Genomic DNA, 23,746 nt, shown 5'->3' on the forward strand with positions numbered 1-23,746 from the left:
ACACAGGTATGATGGTTTGTGAATGGAAATTTGAAAGTTGCTCGCCCGAACGGGAATTAAATTTACGTTTGCTTAAAATTGATACTATTTACTGGCTCAAGGGGCGATTATTAATCGCCCGCAACCCGGGGGATTCGCAAAATGCTGGCATTTGTTGAAATGTACCTACTATCACTGAACCGCTCTCCATTTCGACGTGTCACTAAACTGTGATTTTAAATCTGCCCAGGTAACTGTTTGGGTTGTGGGTCCCATGCTGGCCATTCCAAAATTTTCTCTTCCATTATTATCAATATATTCATACCACGTGCCTTCTTCATGATTGAAAACTAACTTTGTCCCCCAACTTCCCTGAGCCGCATTAACGGAATTGGCAAACATCACTACATCCCCATCGAGTGTAAAATAAGGCTGTATCATATAATCGGTTTCATCTTTTAAGTACCGGGATTTTTTGATAAGATCCACAGGAAATGCATTCCAAGTATTCCCATTATCTCTAAATATTTTAGCCCGATAGGTATCATTTGAAAAATTACTGTCTTCAATTTTCAAATATGCCCGTTTCTCCGCAGGAGTCATATTTTTAATATCATCCCACAAAGCTTTTGATTTCACAAAAAGCTTGCCATCCGGAGACGTGGTATGAACTGAACAATAAACTACAGCAACCGCGGTTTGGGGATCTTCATAATAAGAATATCCATAATATTTTCCGCCACTGGGACAAATTCCATCCATTGGACCGTAGTTATCCTCAATAAATGCAGCAATTTCCAACTCTGGATGGATCCTGGCATTCACTTTAAAGAGATTTACCATTTCCTTTCGCTGGGTGTCACAAAGCGATTCCTGAGAATTCCCAACAAACCCCAGCATGGTTGGAATAGCAAAGGCGGCTAAAATAGCCAGAATAACCAGGACAACAATAATTTCGGTTAGGGTAAAACCTTCATTATTTTTCATCACATACCTCTCCTTTTTTGAAAACCATCTTTTTTGAATGATATCTTGAAAGAGCCAATATACGTCCTAAAAAACTGACAATACTCATTAATTTACCTGTGTAATCACAAAATATTTTTCTTCGTCCGCATTTAGGGTAGGCGTACTTAAAGATGCAATTTTTATGTTATTCCTACAATTTCACCGTTCAAATTGGTCATCTATTTTTTAGGCACAATTACATAATTCATCGTATTTCCATTGGTAGTACTCAACCTGTTTTTCGTGATCTGGTCCACTTTATATGCAACACTGTTAATGACTTCCACATCGTCTCTCTCATGGTTGAATCCCATCCCGTAAACTGCTCCGGAAATCATAGGTATCGCAACACAAGTATAGTGGTTGGTGAACACCATAAGGCTGTTTCGAAAATTTATTTTCTACAGACCCTAATTACATATACGGTTTCTCTTATTTTTTAACAATTTTCACCCAGTAATTATTTGTTGTGGTTACGGTTGGATTAATAGGCGGCGTAATAGTTGTGCTATCACTCGACCAAATATATACAAAATCGCCATATTCATATAAGTTTCCAAATGTTGGCTGCGATGTTAACCACGCGGTTTCATTAACATTATCCGAATTATACACCGGGGTAGTGCTTGTTATTTCAATGAACTTTTTCTGATCTGCTGGGCTTAGCCATCCATAAAAGTTATCCGTCGTCGTATAAAAAAACCAGGGATCTTGCTCCAAATCATCGATTGACACATATGTACCGCATTCTCTACCAAATAAAAATGTAGTACTTCTGTAAACTGCACCACTTTCTGTTGTAATAAACCAATCATATGGATACCAATCTGAATAAAGATCTTCAAAATACTTTTTCACATTACCAACAGTATCTACATTTGCAAGTTCAATAAAATTCGCTGTATAAATCATTGTGATATATGGAGTGCTTTCTGGCGGAAAAAAAGTTAAATTTGTTCCCACCCGGATTCCGGCACTGTCAACCCATTGCAAGAATTGGTACCCCTCTTGCGGTGTTGCTGTTGAACCTGCTGGGTTTCCAGTTATTGCTCCGATCGTTTCACTGGTAGGATTGACACTACCATTAGGACCTGCTGTATAGGTGATGGTAACTTCATTTTCACTGAAATTGGCAGTATATGTTGCCGATTCGTATTTCCCCTCATTTTTGGTTGGCGAGAATGTTGCGACTGGACCGACCTCCGCACCATTTTTTGTCCAGTTAACGAAGGTGTACCCCAAATTGGCAGTAGCCGTTGATCCACTTACGGGTCCATTACTCGCATCTACGGTTTCACTCGTTTTGGATACAGAACCGCCATTACTTGCTGTATATTGGATGGTCACATTGTTAACTACAGGAGGAGCAACATTAGGGTTTACATCCGCAATCATCCCATCATGTTTGTCGCAGTAAATATTGATGCTGCCATTGTCTGTCTGCGTGTAATAATTCCCGCCATCCTGGCAAATTCCCGCAACCATTTTTTTCCCATCTTTATCAATTACCTTTATAACGGATTCTTCGCCAGACGCAAGATCCACATTGAATTCGTCATAAATCGCTTGAAAGAAAATTTTGTTTCTTAACGCCACTTGATCAGGATTATTTCCATCAATTTTCACTATCTTGGTTGGTGAGTCGGTTAAATCTTTTTGTGCCTGCTGGCAATCACGTGTAAGCATTGCCGTATAGGCGGCACATTCTTTTGCCTGAGAATCCTTCACAAATCCCAGATAGGTGGGTATGGCAAACGCCGCTAAAACTGCCAGGATTACTAAAGTCACAATAACTTCAATCATCGTAAAACCATCTCTGTTTTTATCAACGTCCACTTTTACAAACATCAGCAACCACCAACTCTTTCCTTATAACTTGATAACCCCTTAGCAGTATAATCTCGTAAATACCTACTTTTAATGCCTTTAACGTACCCTATTATCGAATCTACTCCATATCGACCAATGTCAACACCAGATATTGTTTGACCGGACCATTGAGCGCTCCCTGGATGAATGCCGGAAAATTATTGTTACTTTGTCTAATATTGTTCATGACAACCCCACCACTCAAGGTTGTCATGGTTGCATCTATCGGTATAAGCCCATAATTCAGGGTTACCGCTTCATTACTCCCGGTTACCTGGACTGTTATATTTGATATCTGGGGAATGGCGTGGTCAATCCGTGAATACTGTTTTCCCCCAGATGCATCAAGCACAGGATTGCCAGCACTGTCAACAATTAAGGTCATGATGACTTCTTCGCAGGTACCATCCGCTTTAAACCCAATACTGTAACTCTCCTTTAATGCCGTTTGCGGCGTGCTGGATATTGCTACGCCTGTTGCCACTGCCAATACCTTTTGCAGATTCGTTTCTACATTCGTAATCGAGCCCTCTTTATTGCTGATAGCTTCGCTATGCACATAAGTTTTCTGGGACATTAGAAAAACCGAAGAGATGGTCGCCAACAAAATCCCCGTGATCAGCAGTGCTACCAACAATTCAATTAGCGTAAAACCCTTATCTCTGGAGATTTTCACCATTCGTTTCATACGCCGACGCCATCCTTCTTCGTATAGGCTTTCAATTCTACATAAGATTCACTATTATTATAATAAACCCGAACCCAAACATTATAGATGGTGTATTTCTTAATCCTCAATGGATCACTTGTTAATCTATTCTCATCGATCACTTTTTCAACTGTGTTTGGTTTAATAACAAACTGTTTTGATGTATCAATTTTTGATGTATCGATCAATGCCAGCTTCTCGGGAGTTATCAACTTTGGATCAATAAAATTGGCAACTGTACCAACATTGTAAGCCCCGGTGTTTTCATTTGTGGGAAGCGTCCCTTTCGAAATCATGGTCATAATCTCATCAATCAGATCTTGAGCCTGGGCTGCTCCATTGTTTTTTACGTCTGAAAAAACAACCATTTTCTGTCCGTAAAGCAAGGCTCCCAAAACCGTAACTAAAAGAATGGCGATAATTGCCGTGGCCACCACCGTTTCAACCAGAGTTACACCATTTTGATCATTGATTATCTTCTTCATGACGCCCCCCTTAGTAATAAATTTCTGAACCAGTTGAACCTGCCCCTTCAGTTACTGTCACAGTAACCGACCCAGCACCTACTGGCAATTTAATCTTATCCCATTCTGGCCCCTGATAAGGATCTGGTGTCATATTATAAAGCCAGTTTGAGGGGTCGACTTCAGGGAACTGACCTTTTATCGTATTGTAAACACCAGAATTAACTTGAAACTTGTAATAGTGCCAATCTCCTGAATCCCAAATTACCGATTTTTTTAAATGAAAATTAGTGACGTTATTATTTTTTCCTGTGTAATAAAACATACTTCGATCCGCACCATAGAATTGGTCAATATTAATTGAAACATTATCTAGATAAATATCATCAGCTGCAACTTTCAATACTGCCTGTGACTCTTTATTATCTCCGTCTAAAACAAAACTAGTGCCACCAAATATCACTAAATCCGCCCCATTAATATTGACTGTAGAAACAAGTTGAGAATAAGATCCGGCAAAGCGGATATTTAATGACTGTCCATCAAAAGTCTTAATATTTAAGGGACTAGATAACCTTGTAATTTTAACTTCGCCTGTACAATCTAAATACTGCGTTGTTATAACTACTGATCCAGCCCAAGAAAATTCAGTTTTACCCTCTATCCTCACAATCTTTGAGGTAAGTTGTACTGTTGAATTATTATTTACTGAAAAATCCTGGCATCTAAAAGAGGCGAAATTTGCAACATTAATATTATATGTATTTCCACCTTCATTTGGCTGGATTGAGTTCACTATCATTTGGCTTCCATTTATACTCGAACCAGTAACTATAAACTGAGTAGCCTGCCCTAACTTGATATTATTTTTTACATTTAAATAATTCACATTTTTAAGTTCTACGCTAACATCAGATGATTTTGTTTCTATATCTTTACCAATCCAAATGTTAGGACAATTTGTTGAAAGCGATGTTCCACGATTTAAAGAAATACCCTTCTCAACAACAATGTTTTCCGCGGTAATATTAAGTTTTGAATTACTTGAATCTAAATAAATATCGCCGGTAACAAATAGATTTTTACACGTGATATTTACCGTGCTATTTACCGCTAATTCAAGATCCCCATTAATTACAATATTGCCGCCTGTTGCAGTCAGGGTGTTAACCCCTTGATTATCCGGTGTATAACCATGTTTAAAATAAATATCACCTGGCAACAACTTATTGGTTGTTGGATCTAGTTTTTCCACCGCTGTCATATTAAAATTTGAAACCCTACCACCATCTTCCGCACTGCTACTACAATCACTCGGGTCAAATTCATGCTTAATAAAAATACTATGAGCAGTTAACTCTAATGACCTTCCTATTGCCCAGTCAATTTTATTATCAACTTGCAAATTTGCGGTTGGATAATTAAGGGTCAGCACCTGATTAGCATTCTCATACCTTGGTTGATCTCCAGGCAATCCCGGGAAGTCACCGTAAACTTTATAATTGCCATTACAGTCTATTTCACCCACGATCCACGGACTAAAATTCGTAGAAATATTACCATCATACGTTGGCTTAGTCGGTGTAACAAGCGGACCACCCGTAGTCGTTTCCGTTTTGGTGGAAGCTACATAATTAAAACCAATCTTATAATCCAGTTTACGACTGATATTTTTACTATCGGTTTCGATTCTAAATTGATTTTTGGTAGAATCAAATTTTAATTCCCCTAATTTTACAAGATTTCCTTCATTTGCTGCCGTGGGCTCTACGGACGTTAATGTCTCCGTTGCATTTTTCACATTTCCATAAATCACAAATTCTGAACTCAATGCATTTATCAATTCAGTTCTTCGGATCTCAGCCGCATCAATTTTAGTTTTTAAAGGATTTATTATGCTAGGATTCGGAGTAGGCTTTTCCATTTCCGTCTTATACTCCATATACAAACCGGTCAATTGAGTATTTATATTATTTAACGCGGTCATCCTGCTATTTATCTCTATCTTCCCAAATTCAATCACCGACTTGGCGTCAATATAAGCCTGCCGACTCTCAACCGTTTCCTGGGTAAAGGTAAAATCACTGTTAGCTATTGCAAGCAGCGAGGTCGTCATGAGCAATATAATAAAACTGATAATCAGCACAAAGGGCAAGGCGTTGCCTTTGTTGTTTTTTATTCCCTGCTTTATTTTTTCATTCATGGCATTTCCTCCTATAACGTATGGTTTATTTTAAAACTTAAGCCAGTCTGAACAACTGGCTATGCTTTTTATCATTATCTATTCTATTTATCGACCATATAAACCGTGAACATTACATTAATGGTCGCATCGCCGCCATCCAATTCGGGTGCCCATCCTGAACTTGTGGTGGTGGTTGTGGTTGTCCCGGATGTACTTGTTCCATCAGTGGACTGGCCCACCGGCAGAAGTTCATAGCTCGAAATAATCATGTCTGACCGGGCCGCCACTCCGTCCACCAGACGTTGAAAATTAAACTGGGTTCCGGTGAGTTCCATTGACACTGTACCGGTCCAGGTTTCTGCACTTCCGGAACTTACAGAAGCTGTTTCGGTGCTGCTTTCCGTCGTGGTTTCAGCACCTGTAGCTGTGGTAGTTGGGGCGGCTGCGCCTTCCGCCTGGCCTGGGGTGGTTTGATAAACCAGCGGTGCTTCCGTAAAGGTTGCGACTCCTGTCCAGGCATTGGAGGTTACATTCAACACCTTTGCTTTCAGACTGTAATCCAAACACAGTTTCGTAAGAAGGGCATCCAACCCTTCGTTTGGCAGATGAGCGGAGAAAGGGCTTTTTAACGCACTCAGTACGAAACTGGCATCATCCCGGGCTGTCATGACCACCGGCACATTTTCAATGGCGGCTGACATGGTATTTTGCTGATATTCAGCCTCGGACAGCTGATTTCGCAGATTCTGGTATTGATTGTAACTAGGAAACAGCACCAAATAGAAGCCGCCCATTACTATCACAAAACAGGCCAGGGCATAAAGAAGTATTATTTCGCGTTTTGACAATTTTTTCATTATTGGCCTCCCGCTTTCAGATAAGCGTCCACAGTAAAACCATAGCCTTCAGCTGTGGTAGTAGTAGTTCGGGTGGCAGCGTTGGCTTGGCTGGTGCTGGTGGTACTGCTGGTAGCGGTATTGGAAATGGTTTGGGTTCTGGTCATCTCCAGTTGGGAATAGCCGCCATAAACAATCTGAGTGAAATAGCCGGTTGCTTTTAACCGTTCAATATACAAGGCCGCTTCCTGTTCGTTATTAGCGATGGCGGTCATATTTAGGGCGCCGGTGGTGCCGTCATAGGTCATGGTGTTAAGGGCAATAACCCCATTGGTAAGCGTCTGGACCCGATTGAGTTTTTCCGACACCAGCTGGGGATTACTGGCAATGGCCTGATTAATGCTTTCCATACTGGCTATTTGCTCATTGATGATGGCGATCTGGGCATCCAGGGTCTGGGCCTGGGTGTATTCCGCCTGGACCTGTTCATCATTGATATACTGATTGATCCACTCCAGATTCTTTTCCATTCTAAGGTTTAGAATAAAAAAGGTCAGAAAAGCTCCCAAAAAGAATACCGCCAAACCAATGGGCAGATATAGGGCCTTATATTTAACATTGCTTTCTTTTTTAACCAGATTGCTTTCCCGATAGGCCCGCATCAGATTGATATCGGACTTCCCGGCAAAAAAACCGCTTATGGGATAAAGGTACCCGCCAAAATCGAAGGTATCCTCAACGTTGAAGGTTACCAGGATGTTCGGGGTTTGGGGGATGATGAAAAGTTTTAGATCCGGGTCAAAAACCAGGGTTTTAAGTGAATTGAGTTCGTATTCATCCAAACCGGCATAGAGGCTCATGACCAGGGTATGCTCGGATTTTTCGGACTTGTTAAATTGAATTAACGACGACAGCCGGGTTGATAATTCGGACGCAAAGGCTTCGGTGCCGCGGTCGGCCATTAACCGGGAACGGGTCGAAAAAATATAACGGCCGTTTTCAAAAAGCAGGGATAACAGATTGTTCCCGTCCACTAAATTCAAGGCAAAGGTCATCCCATGGTAGTCGCGGGTTCCCGACACATATTTGATGATGGCGTTGAGACCCACATCTATGCTTTTAATTTTTACTTTCAAGCTTTCAAATAAAGCCACATAGGGGTCCAGCACATTTTTTTCAACCGCACAGCAGAACATGTTCTGGCCGTTGACTCCAGGAATGCTGGAGTAATCGACAATCAGGTTTTCATAATTCCCGGCGGCATCTTCAAATTCACTGGCCGCCAACGCCAGAAGGGCCTTTTTATTGAGCTTGGGCACCTCGATATTTTTCGTCATAATCAGACTGCTGTCAATCAGGAGGCTGATGTTTTTAAACAAGTCCCCATTCTCTTCCATGGCGGCTGCAATGGTTGTCCGGAGGGCTTCCTCATTGGTGATAACGCCATTGATGAGGGCCCCTTCCTCGATCGGCAGGCTTTTAAAATTGCGAATGGTGAGCTTGCCGCTTTTTATCCCACCCTGGAGGACTTGAATGCCATTGTTTGAAAAGTATACGATTGTCTGCAAATGTCTGTCCTCCTATCCGATATTTTGGTATAAAGTCATAATTGGAAGCATCACCGACAGCATAATCCCGCCGACAATCACTGCCATAATAATAATCATAATCGGTTCAATAAAGGTGACCAGCCGGGTGGTGGCCATTTCCGCCTCATAGTCAAAAGCGTCGGCCACGGTTTCCAGCATTTCATCCAGGTTCCCGGATTCTTCACCGATGTAAATGGTGGATACGAGCTTAGGATCAAACCCCTTAATAGTGCCGATGGATGCCGATAATGGCTCGCCGTTACGGACCTGGGCAATGGCCTGGGGAAACTGGGACTGTAAGTAGGTATTGCCGATAATGGAACCGCTGATATTAAGGGCATTGATCATGGCCAAACCGCTGGAATACAGAGAACTCAGGGTTCTGGCAAACCGTGCGGTGTAGATGATTTTCAGGAGCTTTCCAATCTGGGGTATCTTTAATTTAAACTGATCCAGCCCCTGTTTTACGCTGGGAATGGTCAACAAAAAGGTGGTGAGGACCATCAGGATCAGCGTTCCGATAATATAAAACAACCAGTAATGGGTCAGTGAGCTGCTGATATTGATCATCAGCTGGGTAATTGCCGGTAGTTCGATGCCCTCAAACAGGGTAAAGAACTGGGGCAATATCAAGGTGAAGATCAAAATGACGACCATGATTGTGACCACAAAGAGGATCGCCGGGTAGGTCATGGCGCTTTTTATCTTACCGTTCAGCTTATGCTCTTTTTCATAGTGATCCGCCATTTTTCGGGCGGTGCCTTCCATTTGGCCACTGGCTTCCCCGGCCTTGTACATGTTGATGAGCAGTTCCGGAAAAGAGCCCCCGGTGGCTTCCATGGCAAAGGACAGGGTGTTCCCCCGCTGGATCTCCTTATATAAGGTGCTGTATACTTTTTTAAGGGGCAGCTTAATGTCCCGTTCTTCCATAATGCGGATGGCCCGGATCACCGTGATTCCCGAAGCCATCATACTGGCAACCTGTCTGGAAAAATCCGAAAGTTCCATGGGCTTTAATTTGTACTGTTTTTTATTTTCCTCGACTTCGCTAATTTTAATGGCAAATTCATTTTTTTGCCGCAGGGTACGGCGCACCACCTCGGCACTGGATGCCTCCATGGTTCCGCGGACGATTTTAGATTGCAGATTCTTTGCTGTATATTTATAAGTAGGCATTGCCCCTCCGTTGTCGGCATTAATTACCAGATCATTACGAAACTAACCTGAGCTTTGCTATCTATCTGTTTGTCTGTTTATATAAACAATTTTTCCACTTGACCGTACAACATTTTACTGTACTGTTCGCCTCGGTTACAAAGCTGTTTATATAAACAGACATCAAATTAAATAAGCCCCTCTTTTTAATTTGCTTTAAGTATCCATGCTTTTGGGCACTGAAAATCACAGCCCAAAAATACCCAGATACCACCCAATTATTATATCACCAAAAACCAGTGCTGTCATGATTCCAAAACATAAATATGGGCCAAAGGGCATATGTTTTTCTTTGGTTTTTTTGACCAGGATCACCGCTGCCACAATCCCTCCGGTGATCAGCCCTAAAAAAGCTGCCAACAGAGTATTTGGCCACCCCAGCATGAATCCGGCTACCGCCATCAGCTTAATATCGCCGCCCCCAAAAGCATCGGGAACGGCCATGGTTAACAGCAGCATCGGCAGGCTGACTGCCACAATGCCAATCACCCGGGACAGGAGGCCCACTTCCGGAAAAACGAAAAAGCAGATCAGAGTGGGAACCATCAGCGCGATGACCAAACCGTTGGGAATGGTCATGGTATCAAAGTCGATCATGGCGATACAGGTGAGAATGGCACCAATACTGAAAACCACGATTGCCTGAACGGTAAAGCCGTAAAATAAAAATAACAACACTGCCAATATGCCGGTAAACAGTTCAACCAACGGGTATCGCAGAGATATTTTCCCTCCGCAGTAGGCGCATTTCCCCCTAAGCCAAAGATAACTGAAAATGGGAATATTATGATAAGCCCGAACGGGAGCCGTACAGCGGGGACAAAAAGAACGGCCCTGGGCCACTGAGATCTGCCGGGGCACCCGATAGATAACCACGTTGAGGAAGCTGCCAATGACGGCGCCGAAGACAAACACAAAGGTAAAAAGAAGGATATAAATAAGTGCAATCATGTTATGCGCTGTCCTTTCCTGGGCTATTTTTCTGCCGTGACCACAACGTCTCCGGGGATATACTTGGTCACCAGACCGTTTCTGGTATAGACGATATAATCAATGAAGGCATCCTGATTTTCATCCACCACCGAGATCGTGGCATCGGCATTGATTTCCTCACCGATGAGCGGCAATAAATCATTTTGAACCGGTACCGCATAGCTGCCGGATGATGTAAACTCAATGGCTTTGGCGGTAGCCGCCAGATACACCACCCGGGCACTGGCATAGTCAGCGGTTTGATTGAAACCCTGAACCAGACCGGTAATAATGATAACCACCGCCCCAAGGATAATTACCACCGCCAGGGCAAAACCTCGGCTGAAGCCTGGGATTTCCTTTTCGACTGGAGCATATTCATAATTTTTGATAGGGTTCATAGGATCCCTCCATGGGTGTTTTTGAAAATGCGATGGCCAGAAAGATTAGGAAATAGGGGTAAGTATAATACATGGTATTTCCAAATAAAGCGGAAATGAGATAACCGGTACAGGCACCACAAGCGATGATTGTGGCTGGCGAAAGCTCTTTTAAATGCCTCAATGCTTTCCAAAAGCCAAAACCGAGGGCTAGACTATAAAAAATCAAGGCGGGAATCCCCATACTTGCACCGATTTGGAGAAATTCATTATGCGGACGATCCCAGGCTATTCCCATTTCTTCGTAAGCCGTTGCCAGATTGTCCGGTCCGGTGCCAAATAACGGATTTTCTTTGATAATCTGTACAGCCCCCACCCAGAGTCGCCATCGGCCGGAGCCGGCGCGATTAGCTAAATCATTGCTCTTTTTCTCATCTTCAGTCAGTGTCAACGCCTCAGCTTGTTGCTGGTCCCCATTCGTTTCGCCTGCAACTTGAACGATATTTTTAACATCCACTGCAAGAACTGCGAAATTCTTTGCCACAGATCCCATTGCGCTATTTACCAGCAGACTGACGCCCAAAAACAAGACCAACAACAGAAATATACGTTTCACCTTTTCTTTTCGATAAATATACACCACCGTCAGAATGAACAAAGCAGCCAAAACCCCTAAATATGATCCAAACGTATTGTTGGCCACCAGTACACCGGCTAAAAGCACAAACCAAAAGCCACTGATAAAAATTCCGATTTTCCGGGTTTCAAAAATAAACAATCCCCCGGCTGCCATTACCGCTATGGAAAGATAGTATCCGTAATGATTGATGTTGTGAAAAATACCAGCCCAGAGAATAAAGGGTTTGTCGTCATTGACGCCAAACTGATACACAACGCTTTTAATGGGAAACCCCAAATATTGAAGGGTCACCACCGCACCCAAAACTACGGCGCTAAAAACAAAGACCCTTATGATTCTGTGCTTAAGCTGCTCACTATGAATGCTTAGCATACCGGTGAAAATTCCGGCATAAGCCCCCATGGTCAAAAGCCCTTCTTTGCGGTAATAATCTCCGAAAAAAGATAATTGCATATCCGATGAAAAAAGGGTGGAAAGGATTGCCCAAAACAGCAGGGTTCCTAGAAAAATAAAGTGCAGGTTATTTATTAAACATTCTCTTTTTGATTCCTTTTGTGATTTTTCACAGGAGCGTTTGTAGGCTAAAAGCATGGTGAAAATAGTAGCAACATACCCAATCTGGAGCACCAATAAGTAAGGATTAAAAAAAGTGATTTCCAAGTTGAGAAGCAGCAGCATTACCAATGGTGAAACGCAGAAAAAAGCCAACAGATAAAAAAGAATTCCTTCAAAAATGGATTCTGGGACTTGAGCCAATACCTCGGCTAAGCTTTTGGCATTTCTAAGTTTTTCATAATTGATTACCGGATTTTTCACCTGATGCTCCTTTATAAGTAAGTTTAAAAAAATCTCCCTGTCCGAGCAAACCCAGGGACGGGTTTGCGCCATGGATAGGGAGATTTGAGGTTCACCCTATGGCGCATAGGGTGTAAAATTAATTTTTATAAACTAGCTAATAACTTCTACTGTACCGCCAGCATTAAGTTTTAACTGATGACCTTCTTTAATGAATGTTAAAGAATCTACTTTTCCATCAGTTATTTTAACCGTCCAAAAAGCATTATCAGCACCTGTTGCGGCAGCACCTGTTGCGGCAGCACCCGTGCTAACAGCAGTCAAATCATTTTTTAAATACTTTCGCATTTGCTTTGTTGCAACGTCAACATTTGCAGCTGTTGCTAGTGTAGCTGAGTTTATTAACTCTGAATTTGTACCCAAAGAAAATTCAGTACCCGCAGCTTGCGCCGCTACATATACCTCACGCGCTTGCGCAATTAAAGCTTTTGATTTTGCATCGCTCACAAATCCCAACATCGTAGGAATAGTAAACGCTGCTAAAATAGCTAAAATAACAAGAACTACAATAATTTCTACTAACGTAAAACCTTTTGTTTTTTTACGCATTTTGTTAATAAATTTCATAAATTTCTCCTCTTTCTTTATTTTTGTCTCTATATCATCACCTGCGCCACAAGGTGAAGCATAAACCATTCTTTAGCTTTTTTAAGCTTTTACAATTGTTTTTGCATTCATTTCAACCTTATTTCTTAACAATGCAGCTTTTTCATTAAAAAAAGCCACACCTTATTGTGTGGCAACTGGCTGTCTTATCCCGGTTTCCACCTTGAACTTAGACCCTGTAGTTTTGCGTCACAGGTTTTCGCCTGATTTGCTATTTGCTCCTTAATTTTAATTGTTTCTCAATTAAAAGTCAAGTTAATAATCAGATAACTTTATGGGCAATTCCTGATAATTTGAATTTATATGAGACGCCATTTTAATGTTTCGATTATTTTTCAACTATTGATATCAATACACCTCTTTGTTTTTTGCAAACCTATATTACTCCTTCGATTTGTAATAATCATTCCGCAGAAAATATATGCGTCCCAACGAACCGGAAATAACGTCCGTTTTAATCAGACGTAGGTTCAATACAAGGGGCGGGTAGTACCCGCCCGAGGCGTTAAGGTCACATTGTACGTGTGCGTAGCAACACCGACGTCCATGGCGGTGGCATGGGTTGGGTTGGGTTATTTCCCGTAAACGGTGGGTGTATTGCCCTGGGGTGCGGGTGATTTGCATGCGTTCGATGGTTACCCGGGGACGGTTAGGTGTGTTACCCGAGGTTGCGGGCGATTAATAATCGCCCCTACGGGCAGTCCCATAAGTTGCTATTTATGCAATTTGTAGGAAAAGTTTTTAGCGTTCGAAGTATTGACCAAACTCCTGGCGGTCGCTGGCCCATTCCAGGGCGGTGTCGTAGGCGATTTTATGGTCTCTGACGAGCTGGGCGAGGTGGGCGTTGAGGGTGTTCATGCCATCTCGGCCGCCGGTTTGCATGACTGAGGCCAGCTGGTGGGTTTTGCTTTCGCGGATGAGGTTAAGCACGGCATCGGTGCCGATGAGGACTTCCAGGGCGGCCATGCGGCCGCTGCCGTCGGCCAGGGGGACGAGCTGCTGGGTGACGACACCTTTTAAAATACTGGCGAGCTGGGTGCGGATCTGCTGCTGGCCGTGGGGTGGGAATACGTCGATGATGCGGTCGATGGTGTTGGCGGCGCCAATGGTGTGGAGGGTGGACAGGACCAAATGCCCGGTTTCGGCGGCGGTTACCGCGGCGGAAATGGTTTCGTAGTCGCGCATTTCCCCAACCAGGATCACATCCGGATCCTCCCGGAGTGAGGACCGCAGGGCCGAGGCAAAAGAGGCCACATCGACGCCCACTTCCCGCTGATGAACGATCCCTTTTTTGTGCTCGTGCTTATACTCGACAGGATCTTCGATGGTGAGGATATGGGAAGCGCGGTTGGTATTAATGTAGTCGATCATCGAGGCCAGGGTAGTGGACTTGCCGCTGCCGGTGGGGCCGGTGATGAGGATCAGGCCCCGGGGTTCGTCGGCCAGCTTTCTAATCACCGGCGGCAATTTTAAATCCGCAAAGCTGGGAATGGTATCATTGAGGAGCCGGATGGCGGCGGCGTAGCTGCCCTGCTGGCGGTAGACATTGACCCGCTGGCGTAAACCTTCGGGGGTGACGTGACAGAAATCCACGTCTTCATTGGCCAGGAGTTTTTCCTTTTGAGGGAGATCCAGCATCCCTAGAATCCAGGCTTCGGTTTCTTGGGGGTTGTGTTCAAAATTACTTTGAAACAGTTTTCCATTTTTTCTGAACACCGGCGGCAATTCTCTTGTCAGGTGTATGTCCGAGCAGTCGTTCTGTCTGCCGTAATTGACTAAATCCAGTAAGCTTGTCATGTTTGCCTCCCTAATCCACGTAATATGATAGTTTCAAAAATTCTTCCATGGAGGTAACCCCATCCCTTGTCAGGTTGGCCACGCTGATTCGCAGCGGGATCACCCGCTGGGTTTCTTCCACATAGGTATAGATGTCTTCCACCGGTTCTTTTCTAGAAATCATGGTTCTGATTTTCTTGTCGATAGCGAGGATTTCATGAATGGCAATTCGGCCTTTGTAACCGGTATTATTGCACATATGACAGCCTCTGCCCCGGTAAAGGGTATGGATCCCTTCACCCAGAAGCTGCTTTTCAACCTCGCTGGGTTCGTAGGATTCTTTGCAGTTGGTGCATATTTTTTTGACCAGCCGCTGGGCCACCACCCCGGTCAGGGAGTTGGCCACCATATAGGGTTCCACCTCCATATCCTCTAAACGGACAATGGCGGATACCGCATCATTGGTATGAAGGGTGGATAGCACCAGATGGCCGGTGATGGCGGAACGCACCACAATCGAGGCAGTTTCCCGGTCTCTGGTTTCGCCAACCATGATAACATCGGGATCCTGGCGCAGAATCGACCGGAGTCCGGATTCAAAGCTCAGCCCGGCCAGATTATTCACCTGGGTCTGGTTGATGCCTGAGAGATTACGTTCCACCGGATCCTCAATGGTGGCAATGTTGACGGCTTTTTTGGCCAGCATTTCCAGCACCATGTATAGGGTCGTGGTTTTGCCGCTGCCGGTGGGGCCGGTGATATAAACCACGCCATGGGGACTCTGGAGGATATTCATCATTTTAGTGTAATCGTCCGTGTTCATCCCAAATTGTCCGGCATGATCCAGGGCGGTGTTCATGCTCAGGAACCGCAGCACCATTTTTTCGCCGTAAACGGTGGGAATGCTGGAACTTCGGACGTTCATTTCGACGCCGTCGATGCGAACCCGGAAATGGCCATCCTGGGGCACCCGACGCTCGGCAATATCGAGATTGGACAGTATCTTAATCCGGGCGATCAGGGATTGATGAAGGGTTGGCGACAGGGCCAGATAATCCACAATCAGCCCGTCAATACGCATGCGCACCGTGGTTTCTTTCTCGAAAGGTTCAATATGGATGTCGCTGGCACCGGCACTGTGGCCTTTTAACAGCACTGAGTTCACCAGATTTACAATCGGAGCATCGCCTTCGTTGGTGATGATGTCTTCCACAAAGGAAATGCTGCTGCCGTGGACCGCCTCATTAGCCAGGGACGCGGCTTTGCGGGCTTCAATTTCGGTGTAAGCTTCATGGATTGCCGCCATGATATCTTCTTTTCCGGCCAGCACGATATCGATGGGCATGTTGGTAATCAGCCGGATGTCCTCGATGGCATAGAAATCCAGGGGATCATTAACCGCCACCAATAAGCGATCGTTTTCCTGGCTGATGGGAATGAGGTTGTATTTTACAGCGATGCTCTGGGGAATTTTCCCGGCGGCGTCAAAATCTACAACCGTATCCCGCAGATCGATGACCGCCACATTCAGGCGTTTGGACAGCGCCTCAAGCAGCTGAGGTTCTGAAACGTAACCGTAATCAACCAGGATCGCACCAAGACGTTTTCGCTTATCGATTTTTTGATAGGCCAACGCCTCCTGCAGATGCTCTTCGGTTATAAAGCCTGCCGCTTTGAGGATATCGCCGATTCGAATGTTTTTTGTTTCCATTATTTCCCTCTTTCACAGATCCAAAGTATTTATACTTATCAAAATTTCTTTTCAAACTCATCTAGGGGCACAGGTTTTCCAAAGTAGTAGCCTTGGATCACATCACAGTTCAGCGCTCTTAAAATATCGACCTCTTCTTTTTTTTCAATGCCCTCGGCGACAACGGTCATGCCCAATTTTTTAATGAGATCAATGATGGCTTTTACCACCACGTAATCCCGTTTATTTTCGAGACTATCGCGAAAGAAGCCTTTATCCATTTTAATGGTGTCCAGGGGCAGGGTTCCCAATAAATTAATGGAGGAGTAGCCTGAGCCAAAGTCATCCATGGACATTTTAAAACCATAATCCCGAAAGGCTTTCCCCACTTCGATGATGCGTTCGATATCTTCAAAGATACTGGATTCGGTTAATTCAAACTCCAGGTTTTTCCGGTTAATTTGGTAGCGGTCAGTTATTTTAAGGACATCGGGGATAAAGCTGGCCTGTTTGAGATTCTTTCGGGAAATATTCACCGAGATCACCCTTTCCGGAAAATCTTTTTCTTCCCAGCGTTTAAGCACCTTGCATACTTCTTCGATCATAAACATATCCAGCTTTTTGATAAATCCACTTTGTTCGAAGATCGGAATAAAATCGTCAGGCTTGATCAACCCTTTTTGAGGATCATTCCAGCGAACCAGTGCTTCCGCACCGCAATATTGATTTAAATGCAGGTTGTATTTGGGCTGGAGATACATTTCAAATTCATTCTTTACCAGAGCGTATTCCATCCGGTTAACGATTTCTTTTTCCTGGAAAATAGTTTTTCGGAATTCTTCTGAATAAATGAACCAGGACATACCCTCTTCATTTTTAGCGGCAATTCTGGCCAGGTTTGCTTTTTCACGCATTTTTTCCAGTTTTTCGGATTTATCCTTTATTTTGTAAATTCCAAAACAGCACTTAAGCTTTACTTTAATCCCCAGCTCGGATTTATCCACATCCAGGATTCGATTAAATCCTCTGATCCGTTTGATTATTCCTTGATCTCCTGTGGTTTTGGTTAATATCACAAAATTATCCCCGGATACCCGGCCACAGGTTTCGTCCTTTCCCATATTGGTTTTAAGAATTTTCATGATGTGACGCAGTACTGTATCGCCTACCTCATGGCCATAATCTTCATTAATAAATCGAAAGCTGGCGATATCTAAAAGGATGATGGCATAGTCTTTTTCCGGTGCGGCATTTAATATTTTATGGGTATCCATCGTGAATTTCCGCCAGTTGTTGCCACCGGTTACCTCGTCGGTATAGGCGATTTTTTCCAGTTCTCTTTTGGAACGGTTGAGAAAAAAGAAAATACTGAGGAATAACAGGCTAATCACAGTTAAAGCAATGGCGATGAGTAATAACGAATACCGGGAAATCTTTGTGGCCTGATCGCTGATAACCCCGGAGGGCACAACGGTCATCATATACCAATCATTGATGCCCAGAGGCCGGTAGATGGTATAACGGTCCAAATTGTTGTAGAAACTGGCAAAGCTGCCACTTTCCCCAAGATTCATTTTATGGGCAATGGTTTCCAGGTCGTCACCCTGAAAGAATGTAGCATCTTTTAAAACATCAAACATATTATCAAAGGCACCGACACTGTTGGAATGAAGCGATGCAATCACCGCATCGCCGTTGGCTTTGACAATATAGGAATAGCCCTGATCATCAAAAGTGTTGACTTCCAGATATTCTTTTAGACTTTCGGTTTCCACTGATGCCAGTAGCACGGCCGTCAATTCATTGCCATTATAGATCGGTGTTGCATAGATATTTATTGTTAGACCTGCATAGTCATCGATGGTATCCGAAACCACTGATTTCCCGGTTAAAGCCTCCTTAAAATAGGATCGTTCTCTTATATCAAGGATGGATCCATCTGAGGTGAGCAAGTTTCCATTAAGCATTGCAATGCCCATGTGGATATCGTCGTCGCTTTCTACCCGGTTTTGAATGAACGCCAGCATCTCTTTTTGATCAAAATTGCCATGGATTTCAATGAGTTTGGCCACGGCCTCCAGACTCTCCAGTTTATTACCCACCTTTGTTTCAACCAGCTTCGCTCCCTGTTCGGAGACTTCGGAAAGGTACAAAAGAGTTGCCGTCTTTAGTTCATGGTTGATCATGGTGATGTACTGGTAACTCAAAGCAAAGAATAGCATAACAATAAAAATTACGATCATGCCGGGTTTTATGAATTTGAGCTTTGCTTTCATCTGTTATCCTTTCTAATGCCGGGTCTTTTTCGGGGAATTGCTTTGTCTTGCTGCCAGTCCGTATTATTCTACCAAAACAAAAGAACTTATTCAATGTAAATTGAATAAGTTCTTTGATTTTATCGACATAACCGTCCTGGGGACAATGGTAAATCGCTGTCGGCTGCATGATCGGACAGACTACCGCCTGTTCGCCATGATGCCGACAGCTGATGTTACGATTGTCCTCAGGACTTACTTTTTGTTTATTGGCAAACCCGTCCGGGGGACGATGGTAAATCGTTGTCGGCAGCATGATCACACAAGCGATGCCTGTTCGCCTTGATGCCGACAACTGATGTTACGATTGTCCCCAGGACTTGCTTTTCCAGTTTGTCTGGTTTAACGAATTTCTTTGATGTCAACCAACTCAATTTTGGCCATGGTCCGATTGGACTTCAGGCAGTCAAGCAGCGCCTGGGCAGTATCCAGAGAGGTCAGCAGGCTGATTGAGGATTCCACGGACTTGCGGCGCATGCGCACATCGTCAGCTTCGGGCAGGCGCCCTTTGCTTGAGGTGGAAATCACATAGGTCACCTTGCCGCTTTCCAACAAATCGCCGATGTTGGGCTGATTTTCGGACATGCGGCGGACCACCTTGGTGGGAATGTTGTTTTCATTGAGGATCAGGGCGGTGCCCACGGTTCCGTAAATGGCAAAACCCATTTCGTGGAACTGACGGCCAATCTCCACAATGGCTTCCTTGTCGCGATCCCGCACGGTCAGGATGACGCCGCCGGAGCGTTCCATTTTTTTGCCCGAGGCCACCAGTCCCTTATACAAGGCATCGGCAAAGGTTTTGGCCACGCCGAGAACTTCGCCGGTGGATTTCATTTCCGGTCCCAGCTGGGTGTCCATGTCCTGGATCTTGGAAAAGCTGAACACCGGCACCTTAACCGCAACGTATTCGCCTTCAGGATGAAGACCCGGAGCATAGCCCAGATCCGCCAGTTTGTCACCCAGCATCATTTTAGTGGCCAGGTTAACCATGGGAATATCGGTGACCTTGGAAATATAGGGTACGGTCCGCGAGGATCGGGGGTTGACTTCAATGACGTATACCTCTTCTTCGTAGATGACGTACTGAATGTTTACCAGTCCGACAATATCCAGGGCCTTGACCAGCCGGCCGGTATAGTCGATGATGGTTTCCTTGGTGCGGTCATCCAGGGTTTGGGGCGGATAAACGGAAATGGAATCGCCGGAGTGCACCCCGGCCCGTTCGATGTGTTCCATAATCCCGGGAATCAGGTAATTCTCGCCGTCGCAGATGGCATCCACTTCGACTTCTTTACCCATTAAATATTTATCGATGAGGACCGGATTTTCCAGGGCCACGGTGGTGATGATGTCCATGTATTCCACCACGTCTTCCTGTTCGTAGGCGATGATCATGTTCTGACCACCTAACACGTAGGAGGGCCGCAGCAGGACCGGGAAGCCCAGGCGATCGGCCACATCCACAGCCTCAGCGGTGGTATAGACGGTTTCGCCCTGGGGTCGCCGGATATCACAGCTTTCCAGCAGCTGGTCAAAGACCTCGCGGTCTTCGGCGGCATCAATGTTTTTAGGCGAGGTGCCGAGCACCGGCACGCCCATTTCTTCTAAATAGCGGGTCAGCTTAATGGCGGTTTGGCCGCCGAACTGGACAATCGCGCCGATTGGTTTTTCGGTTTCCACCACCGAACGGACGTCTTCCTGGGTTAATGGTTCGAAATAAAGTCGGTCCGAGGTATCAAAATCGGTGGAGACGGTTTCCGGGTTGTTGTTGATTAAAATGGCTTCGTAGCCTTTTTCCCGTAACGCCCAGGCGCAATGCACCGAACAATAATCAAACTCGATCCCCTGGCCGATCCGGATCGGGCCGGAACCCAGGACCAGAATCCGGTCTTTGCCGCTGGGATGGGCTTCGATAAACAGCGCCGCTTCATTTTCCTTATCCCGGGTGGAATAAAAATAGGGGGTCTGGGCGGCAAACTCGCCGGCACAGGTATCCACCATTTTAAAGGAGGCGTAGGTTTTGATTTCTTCATTGATTTTCTCGCCGGATAATTCTTCGATGGTTTTATCCAGGAAGCCGATTTCCCGGGCAACCCGGATGCGTTCTTCGGTGAGACCCAGGGTTTCTAAGTCTTTTTCCATCACTGCCAGATGACGGAGCTTGTCCAAAAACCATTTATCAATTTTGGTAATGGCGAAAATAGTGTCCAGAGGTACTTTACGCTTAATTGCTTCGTACACCACAAAGGCCCGTTCGTCATCGGACTCGGCCAGCATGGTCATGATTTCATCATCGCTGGCGTCAACCAGGCGTTCGATGGTCAGGGTTTCCATACCCAGCTCGATGGAGCGAATGGCTTTCATCATGGCATGTTCAAAGCTTGAGCCAATCGACATGATTTCGCCGGTGGCTTTCATCTGGGTGCCCAGGGTTCGTTTGGCATAGACAAATTTATCAAAGGGCCAGCGCGGGAATTTCACAACGATGTAATCCAGAGCCGGTTCGAAACAGGCGGTGGTATCACCGGTGACTTCGTTGATGATTTCATCCAGGGAAAAACCGACGGCAATCTGGGACGCCACCTTGGCAATCGGATAGCCGGTGGCCTTGGAGGCCAGGGCCGACGATCGGGAAACCCGGGGGTTGACTTCAATGACGGCATAGTTAAAGTTTTCCGGATTCAGGGCAAACTGAACATTACAGCCGCCTTCGACCTTCAGTTCCGAAATGATTTTCAGCGCCGAGGTCCGCAGCATCTGGAATTCCTTATCGCTAAGGGTCTGACAGGGAGCAACCACAATGGAATCCCCGGTATGAATCCCGACCGGGTCAAAGTTTTCCATACTGCACACGGTGATGACGTTACCTTTGGAATCCCGCATGACTTCAAATTCAATTTCTTTCCAGCCGGAAATGCATTTTTCCACCAGGATCTGGGTAATCGGCGACAGCCGCAGACCATGGGTCCCGATTTCCACCAGTTCTTTGCGGTTCTGAACAATGCCGCCGCCGGTGCCGCCCATGGTAAAGGCCGGTCGGATAATCACCGGATAACCGATGGTTTCGGCAAAAGCAATGGCCGCAGCGATATCAGTAACTACTTCCGAGGGAATACAGGGCTCACCAATGTCCCGCATCATGTCCTTAAAGGCTTGACGGTCTTCGGCTTTTTCAATGGTTTCGAGGTTGGCTCCCAATAGCTTGACGCCGTGGGCTTCCAGGAAACCTTCTTTGGCCAGCTGCATCGACAGGGTCAATCCGGTTTGGCCGCCCAGGGTTGACAGCACGCTGTCGGGTTTTTCCAACAGAATGACCCGTTTGACTACTTCCAGAGTCAACGGTTCAATATATATTTTATCCGCCATCGATTTATCGGTCATAATCGTGGCCGGATTCGAGTTAATCAGGACCACTTCCAAACCGGCGTTGCGCAAGGCTTTACAGGCCTGGGTTCCGGCATAATCAAATTCAGCGGCCTGGCCGATAATAATCGGACCCGATCCGATGACCAGTACGCGTTTTACATCGCTTCTTAAAGGCATCCCAGTTGCCCCCTTTCCATAAGGTTCGTGAATTTTTCAAACAGATAGCCGGTGTCATTGGGTCCGGCACTGGCTTCCGGATGAAACTGAACGGTATAGGCACAGCAATTTTTATACTCGATGCCTTCACAGGTACCGTCGTTGAGATTAAAATGGGTAATCGTGCCGATGTCTTCTTTAATGCTTTCGGGCACCACGGCATAACCATGATTCTGGCTGGTAATAAAGACCCGGTCCCGGGCGACGTCCTTGACCGGCTGATTCATGCCCCGATGACCGTATTTGAGCTTAATGGTTTCCCCGCCCATGGCTAGCGCCATCAGCTGATGACCCAAACAGATGCCAAAGATCGGTTTACCGTAGGCAATGAAATCTTTGATGTTTTCAATAATTTGCACGTTTTCGGCCGGGTCCCCGGGTCCGTTGGACAGCATGATCCCGTCGGGATTGAGCATCCGAATTTCATCCACGGTGGTGTTGGCCGGCATCACGGTGACGTTGCAGCCCAAGCGCAATAACATCCGCAGAATATTGTGCTTAAAACCGTAATCAATCAGCGCCACGTGGTTGGCCCGGTTATCCTGGCTGTAATACCAGCCCTTATTTTTCCGGGTCACCGCCTGGACCGGTTGAACCACTTTAAAGTCCCTGATCTGTTCCATTAGGGCTTCCTTGGTGGTGTCAATATCCTCGGTGGTGATGGCGGCGTTCATGGTCCCGTGTTCTCTGATGATCCGGGTAATGGCCCGGGTATCGACATCCCAGATCCCTATTTTATCCTGTTCGATCATAAATTCGTTAATGGTTTTGGTGTTTCTGAAATTGGATGGTTCTTCACACCATTCTTTGGTGATATAGCCGTTGACCCAGCTTCGTTCGGATTCCATATCATCCATATTAATCCCATAGTTGCCGATGAGAGGATAGGTTTGCAGGACAATCTGGCCAAAATAAGATGGATCGGTCAGCACTTCCTGATAACCGGTCATGCCGGTGTTAAATACAATTTCTCCAATGGTGGTGCCTTCGCACCCAAAGTTATAGCCTTCAAAAACGGTGCCGTCCGACAGTACCAGCCAGGCCCGTTTATCTCTTTTATAATAAGACATTTTTCC

General features: G+C 45.2%; 19 protein-coding genes and 1 riboswitch. All 19 genes read right to left on the minus strand.

All coding sequences use genetic code 11. The features are described 5' to 3' along the window. Window positions 1–171: 171 nt before the first annotated feature. The 19 genes from AKG39_RS20410 to carA all read right to left on the minus strand — a co-directional run bounded on the left by AKG39_RS20410 (window position 172) and on the right by carA (window position 23,740). On the minus strand, window positions 172–966 hold the full coding sequence (locus AKG39_RS20410) for a prepilin-type N-terminal cleavage/methylation domain-containing protein (RefSeq protein ID WP_050738854.1): 795 nt from the start codon (window positions 964–966) through the stop codon (window positions 172–174). Between the two features lie 200 nt (window positions 967–1,166). Further along, the gene (locus AKG39_RS19960) at window positions 1,167–1,325 is read right to left on the minus strand and encodes a hypothetical protein (RefSeq protein ID WP_160316137.1); all 159 of its coding nucleotides are present in this window, start codon (window positions 1,323–1,325) and stop codon (window positions 1,167–1,169) included. A gap of 94 nt (window positions 1,326–1,419) precedes the next feature. Next, window positions 1,420–2,835 carry an InlB B-repeat-containing protein gene (locus tag AKG39_RS02900; protein ID WP_050738855.1) on the minus strand — a complete coding sequence of 472 codons (1,416 nt, stop codon included), beginning with the start codon at window positions 2,833–2,835 and terminating at the stop codon, window positions 1,420–1,422. Window positions 2,836–2,935: 100 nt separating this feature from the next. Further along, window positions 2,936–3,544: a type II secretion system protein gene (locus AKG39_RS02905; protein WP_050738856.1), complete on the minus strand. Its 609-nt coding sequence runs from the start codon at window positions 3,542–3,544 to the stop codon at window positions 2,936–2,938. Continuing rightward, window positions 3,541–4,050, minus strand: coding sequence for a type II secretion system protein (locus AKG39_RS02910; protein WP_050738857.1), 510 nt, complete (start codon window positions 4,048–4,050; stop codon window positions 3,541–3,543). Before AKG39_RS02910 ends, AKG39_RS02905 begins: the two co-directional genes overlap by 4 nt. A 10-nt stretch (window positions 4,051–4,060) precedes the next feature. Further along, a complete protein-coding gene (locus AKG39_RS02915) occupies window positions 4,061–6,232 on the minus strand; it encodes a hypothetical protein (RefSeq protein WP_050738858.1) in 2,172 nt (723 codons plus the stop codon). A gap of 83 nt (window positions 6,233–6,315) precedes the next feature. Further along, window positions 6,316–7,071 carry a hypothetical protein gene (locus AKG39_RS02920; RefSeq protein ID WP_050738859.1) on the minus strand — a complete coding sequence of 252 codons (756 nt, stop codon included), beginning with the start codon at window positions 7,069–7,071 and terminating at the stop codon, window positions 6,316–6,318. After that, entirely contained in the window at window positions 7,071–8,618 is a 1,548-nt protein-coding gene (locus tag AKG39_RS02925) for a type IV pilus biogenesis protein PilM (protein WP_050738860.1), read from the minus strand. Before AKG39_RS02925 ends, AKG39_RS02920 begins: the two co-directional genes overlap by 1 nt. A gap of 12 nt (window positions 8,619–8,630) precedes the next feature. Next, window positions 8,631–9,815, minus strand: a complete 1,185-nt coding sequence (locus tag AKG39_RS02930) for a type II secretion system F family protein (RefSeq protein ID WP_050738861.1) — start codon at window positions 9,813–9,815, stop codon at window positions 8,631–8,633. 225 nt (window positions 9,816–10,040) lie between these two features. Beyond that, window positions 10,041–10,805 (minus strand): prepilin peptidase, encoded by a 765-nt coding sequence (locus tag AKG39_RS02935; protein ID WP_050738862.1) that lies wholly within the window; start codon window positions 10,803–10,805, stop codon window positions 10,041–10,043. Window positions 10,806–10,828: 23 nt separating this feature from the next. Beyond that, the gene (locus tag AKG39_RS02940; RefSeq protein WP_050738863.1) at window positions 10,829–11,227 is read right to left on the minus strand and encodes a hypothetical protein; all 399 of its coding nucleotides are present in this window, start codon (window positions 11,225–11,227) and stop codon (window positions 10,829–10,831) included. Further along, the gene (locus AKG39_RS02945; protein WP_050738864.1) at window positions 11,205–12,662 is read right to left on the minus strand and encodes an O-antigen ligase family protein; all 1,458 of its coding nucleotides are present in this window, start codon (window positions 12,660–12,662) and stop codon (window positions 11,205–11,207) included. Before AKG39_RS02945 ends, AKG39_RS02940 begins: the two co-directional genes overlap by 23 nt. Window positions 12,663–12,794: 132 nt before the next feature. Next, the gene (locus tag AKG39_RS02950; RefSeq protein WP_242852539.1) at window positions 12,795–13,337 is read right to left on the minus strand and encodes a type II secretion system protein; all 543 of its coding nucleotides are present in this window, start codon (window positions 13,335–13,337) and stop codon (window positions 12,795–12,797) included. Window positions 13,338–13,436: 99 nt separating this feature from the next. Further along, a riboswitch (cyclic di-GMP riboswitch) is annotated at window positions 13,437–13,530 on the minus strand. Between the two features lie 518 nt (window positions 13,531–14,048). Beyond that, window positions 14,049–15,104: a type IV pilus twitching motility protein PilT gene (locus AKG39_RS02955; protein ID WP_050738866.1), complete on the minus strand. Its 1,056-nt coding sequence runs from the start codon at window positions 15,102–15,104 to the stop codon at window positions 14,049–14,051. Between the two features lie 10 nt (window positions 15,105–15,114). Further along, window positions 15,115–16,794, minus strand: coding sequence for a GspE/PulE family protein (locus AKG39_RS02960; RefSeq protein ID WP_050738867.1), 1,680 nt, complete (start codon window positions 16,792–16,794; stop codon window positions 15,115–15,117). Window positions 16,795–16,832: 38 nt separating this feature from the next. Further along, the gene (locus AKG39_RS02965) at window positions 16,833–18,980 is read right to left on the minus strand and encodes a bifunctional diguanylate cyclase/phosphodiesterase (protein WP_160316138.1); all 2,148 of its coding nucleotides are present in this window, start codon (window positions 18,978–18,980) and stop codon (window positions 16,833–16,835) included. After that, on the minus strand, window positions 18,946–19,383 hold the full coding sequence (locus AKG39_RS19670; protein WP_160316139.1) for a hypothetical protein: 438 nt from the start codon (window positions 19,381–19,383) through the stop codon (window positions 18,946–18,948). Before AKG39_RS19670 ends, AKG39_RS02965 begins: the two co-directional genes overlap by 35 nt. Window positions 19,384–19,430: 47 nt before the next feature. After that, a complete protein-coding gene (gene carB / locus AKG39_RS02970) occupies window positions 19,431–22,631 on the minus strand; it encodes a carbamoyl-phosphate synthase large subunit (RefSeq protein ID WP_050738869.1) in 3,201 nt (1,066 codons plus the stop codon). After that, entirely contained in the window at window positions 22,622–23,740 is a 1,119-nt protein-coding gene (carA, locus tag AKG39_RS02975; RefSeq protein WP_050738870.1) for a glutamine-hydrolyzing carbamoyl-phosphate synthase small subunit, read from the minus strand. Before carA ends, carB begins: the two co-directional genes overlap by 10 nt. Window positions 23,741–23,746 lie beyond the last annotated feature (6 nt).

Origin of the sequence: Acetobacterium bakii (assembly GCF_001263355.1) — a bacterium.
In the GTDB taxonomy this organism is placed as follows: domain Bacteria; phylum Bacillota; class Clostridia; order Eubacteriales; family Eubacteriaceae; genus Acetobacterium; species Acetobacterium bakii.

Coding starts and splice junctions, on each gene's coding strand:
- AKG39_RS20410 (WP_050738854.1), bottom strand. CDS start 966: ATGAAAAATAATGAAGGTTTTACCCTAACCGAAATTATTGTTGTCCTG.
- AKG39_RS19960 (WP_160316137.1), bottom strand. CDS start 1,325: ATGATTTCCGGAGCAGTTTACGGGATGGGATTCAACCATGAGAGAGAC.
- AKG39_RS02900 (WP_050738855.1), bottom strand. CDS start 2,835: ATGTTTGTAAAAGTGGACGTTGATAAAAACAGAGATGGTTTTACGATG.
- AKG39_RS02905 (WP_050738856.1), bottom strand. CDS start 3,544: ATGAAACGAATGGTGAAAATCTCCAGAGATAAGGGTTTTACGCTAATT.
- AKG39_RS02910 (WP_050738857.1), bottom strand. CDS start 4,050: ATGAAGAAGATAATCAATGATCAAAATGGTGTAACTCTGGTTGAAACG.
- AKG39_RS02915 (WP_050738858.1), bottom strand. CDS start 6,232: ATGAATGAAAAAATAAAGCAGGGAATAAAAAACAACAAAGGCAACGCC.
- AKG39_RS02920 (WP_050738859.1), bottom strand. CDS start 7,071: ATGAAAAAATTGTCAAAACGCGAAATAATACTTCTTTATGCCCTGGCC.
- AKG39_RS02930 (WP_050738861.1), bottom strand. CDS start 9,815: ATGCCTACTTATAAATATACAGCAAAGAATCTGCAATCTAAAATCGTC.
- AKG39_RS02935 (WP_050738862.1), bottom strand. CDS start 10,805: ATGATTGCACTTATTTATATCCTTCTTTTTACCTTTGTGTTTGTCTTC.
- AKG39_RS02940 (WP_050738863.1), bottom strand. CDS start 11,227: ATGAACCCTATCAAAAATTATGAATATGCTCCAGTCGAAAAGGAAATC.
- AKG39_RS02950 (WP_242852539.1), bottom strand. CDS start 13,337: ATGGTTTATGCTTCACCTTGTGGCGCAGGTGATGATATAGAGACAAAA.
- AKG39_RS02955 (WP_050738866.1), bottom strand. CDS start 15,104: ATGACAAGCTTACTGGATTTAGTCAATTACGGCAGACAGAACGACTGC.
- AKG39_RS02960 (WP_050738867.1), bottom strand. CDS start 16,794: ATGGAAACAAAAAACATTCGAATCGGCGATATCCTCAAAGCGGCAGGC.
- carB (WP_050738869.1), bottom strand. CDS start 22,631: ATGCCTTTAAGAAGCGATGTAAAACGCGTACTGGTCATCGGATCGGGT.
- carA (WP_050738870.1), bottom strand. CDS start 23,740: ATGTCTTATTATAAAAGAGATAAACGGGCCTGGCTGGTACTGTCGGAC.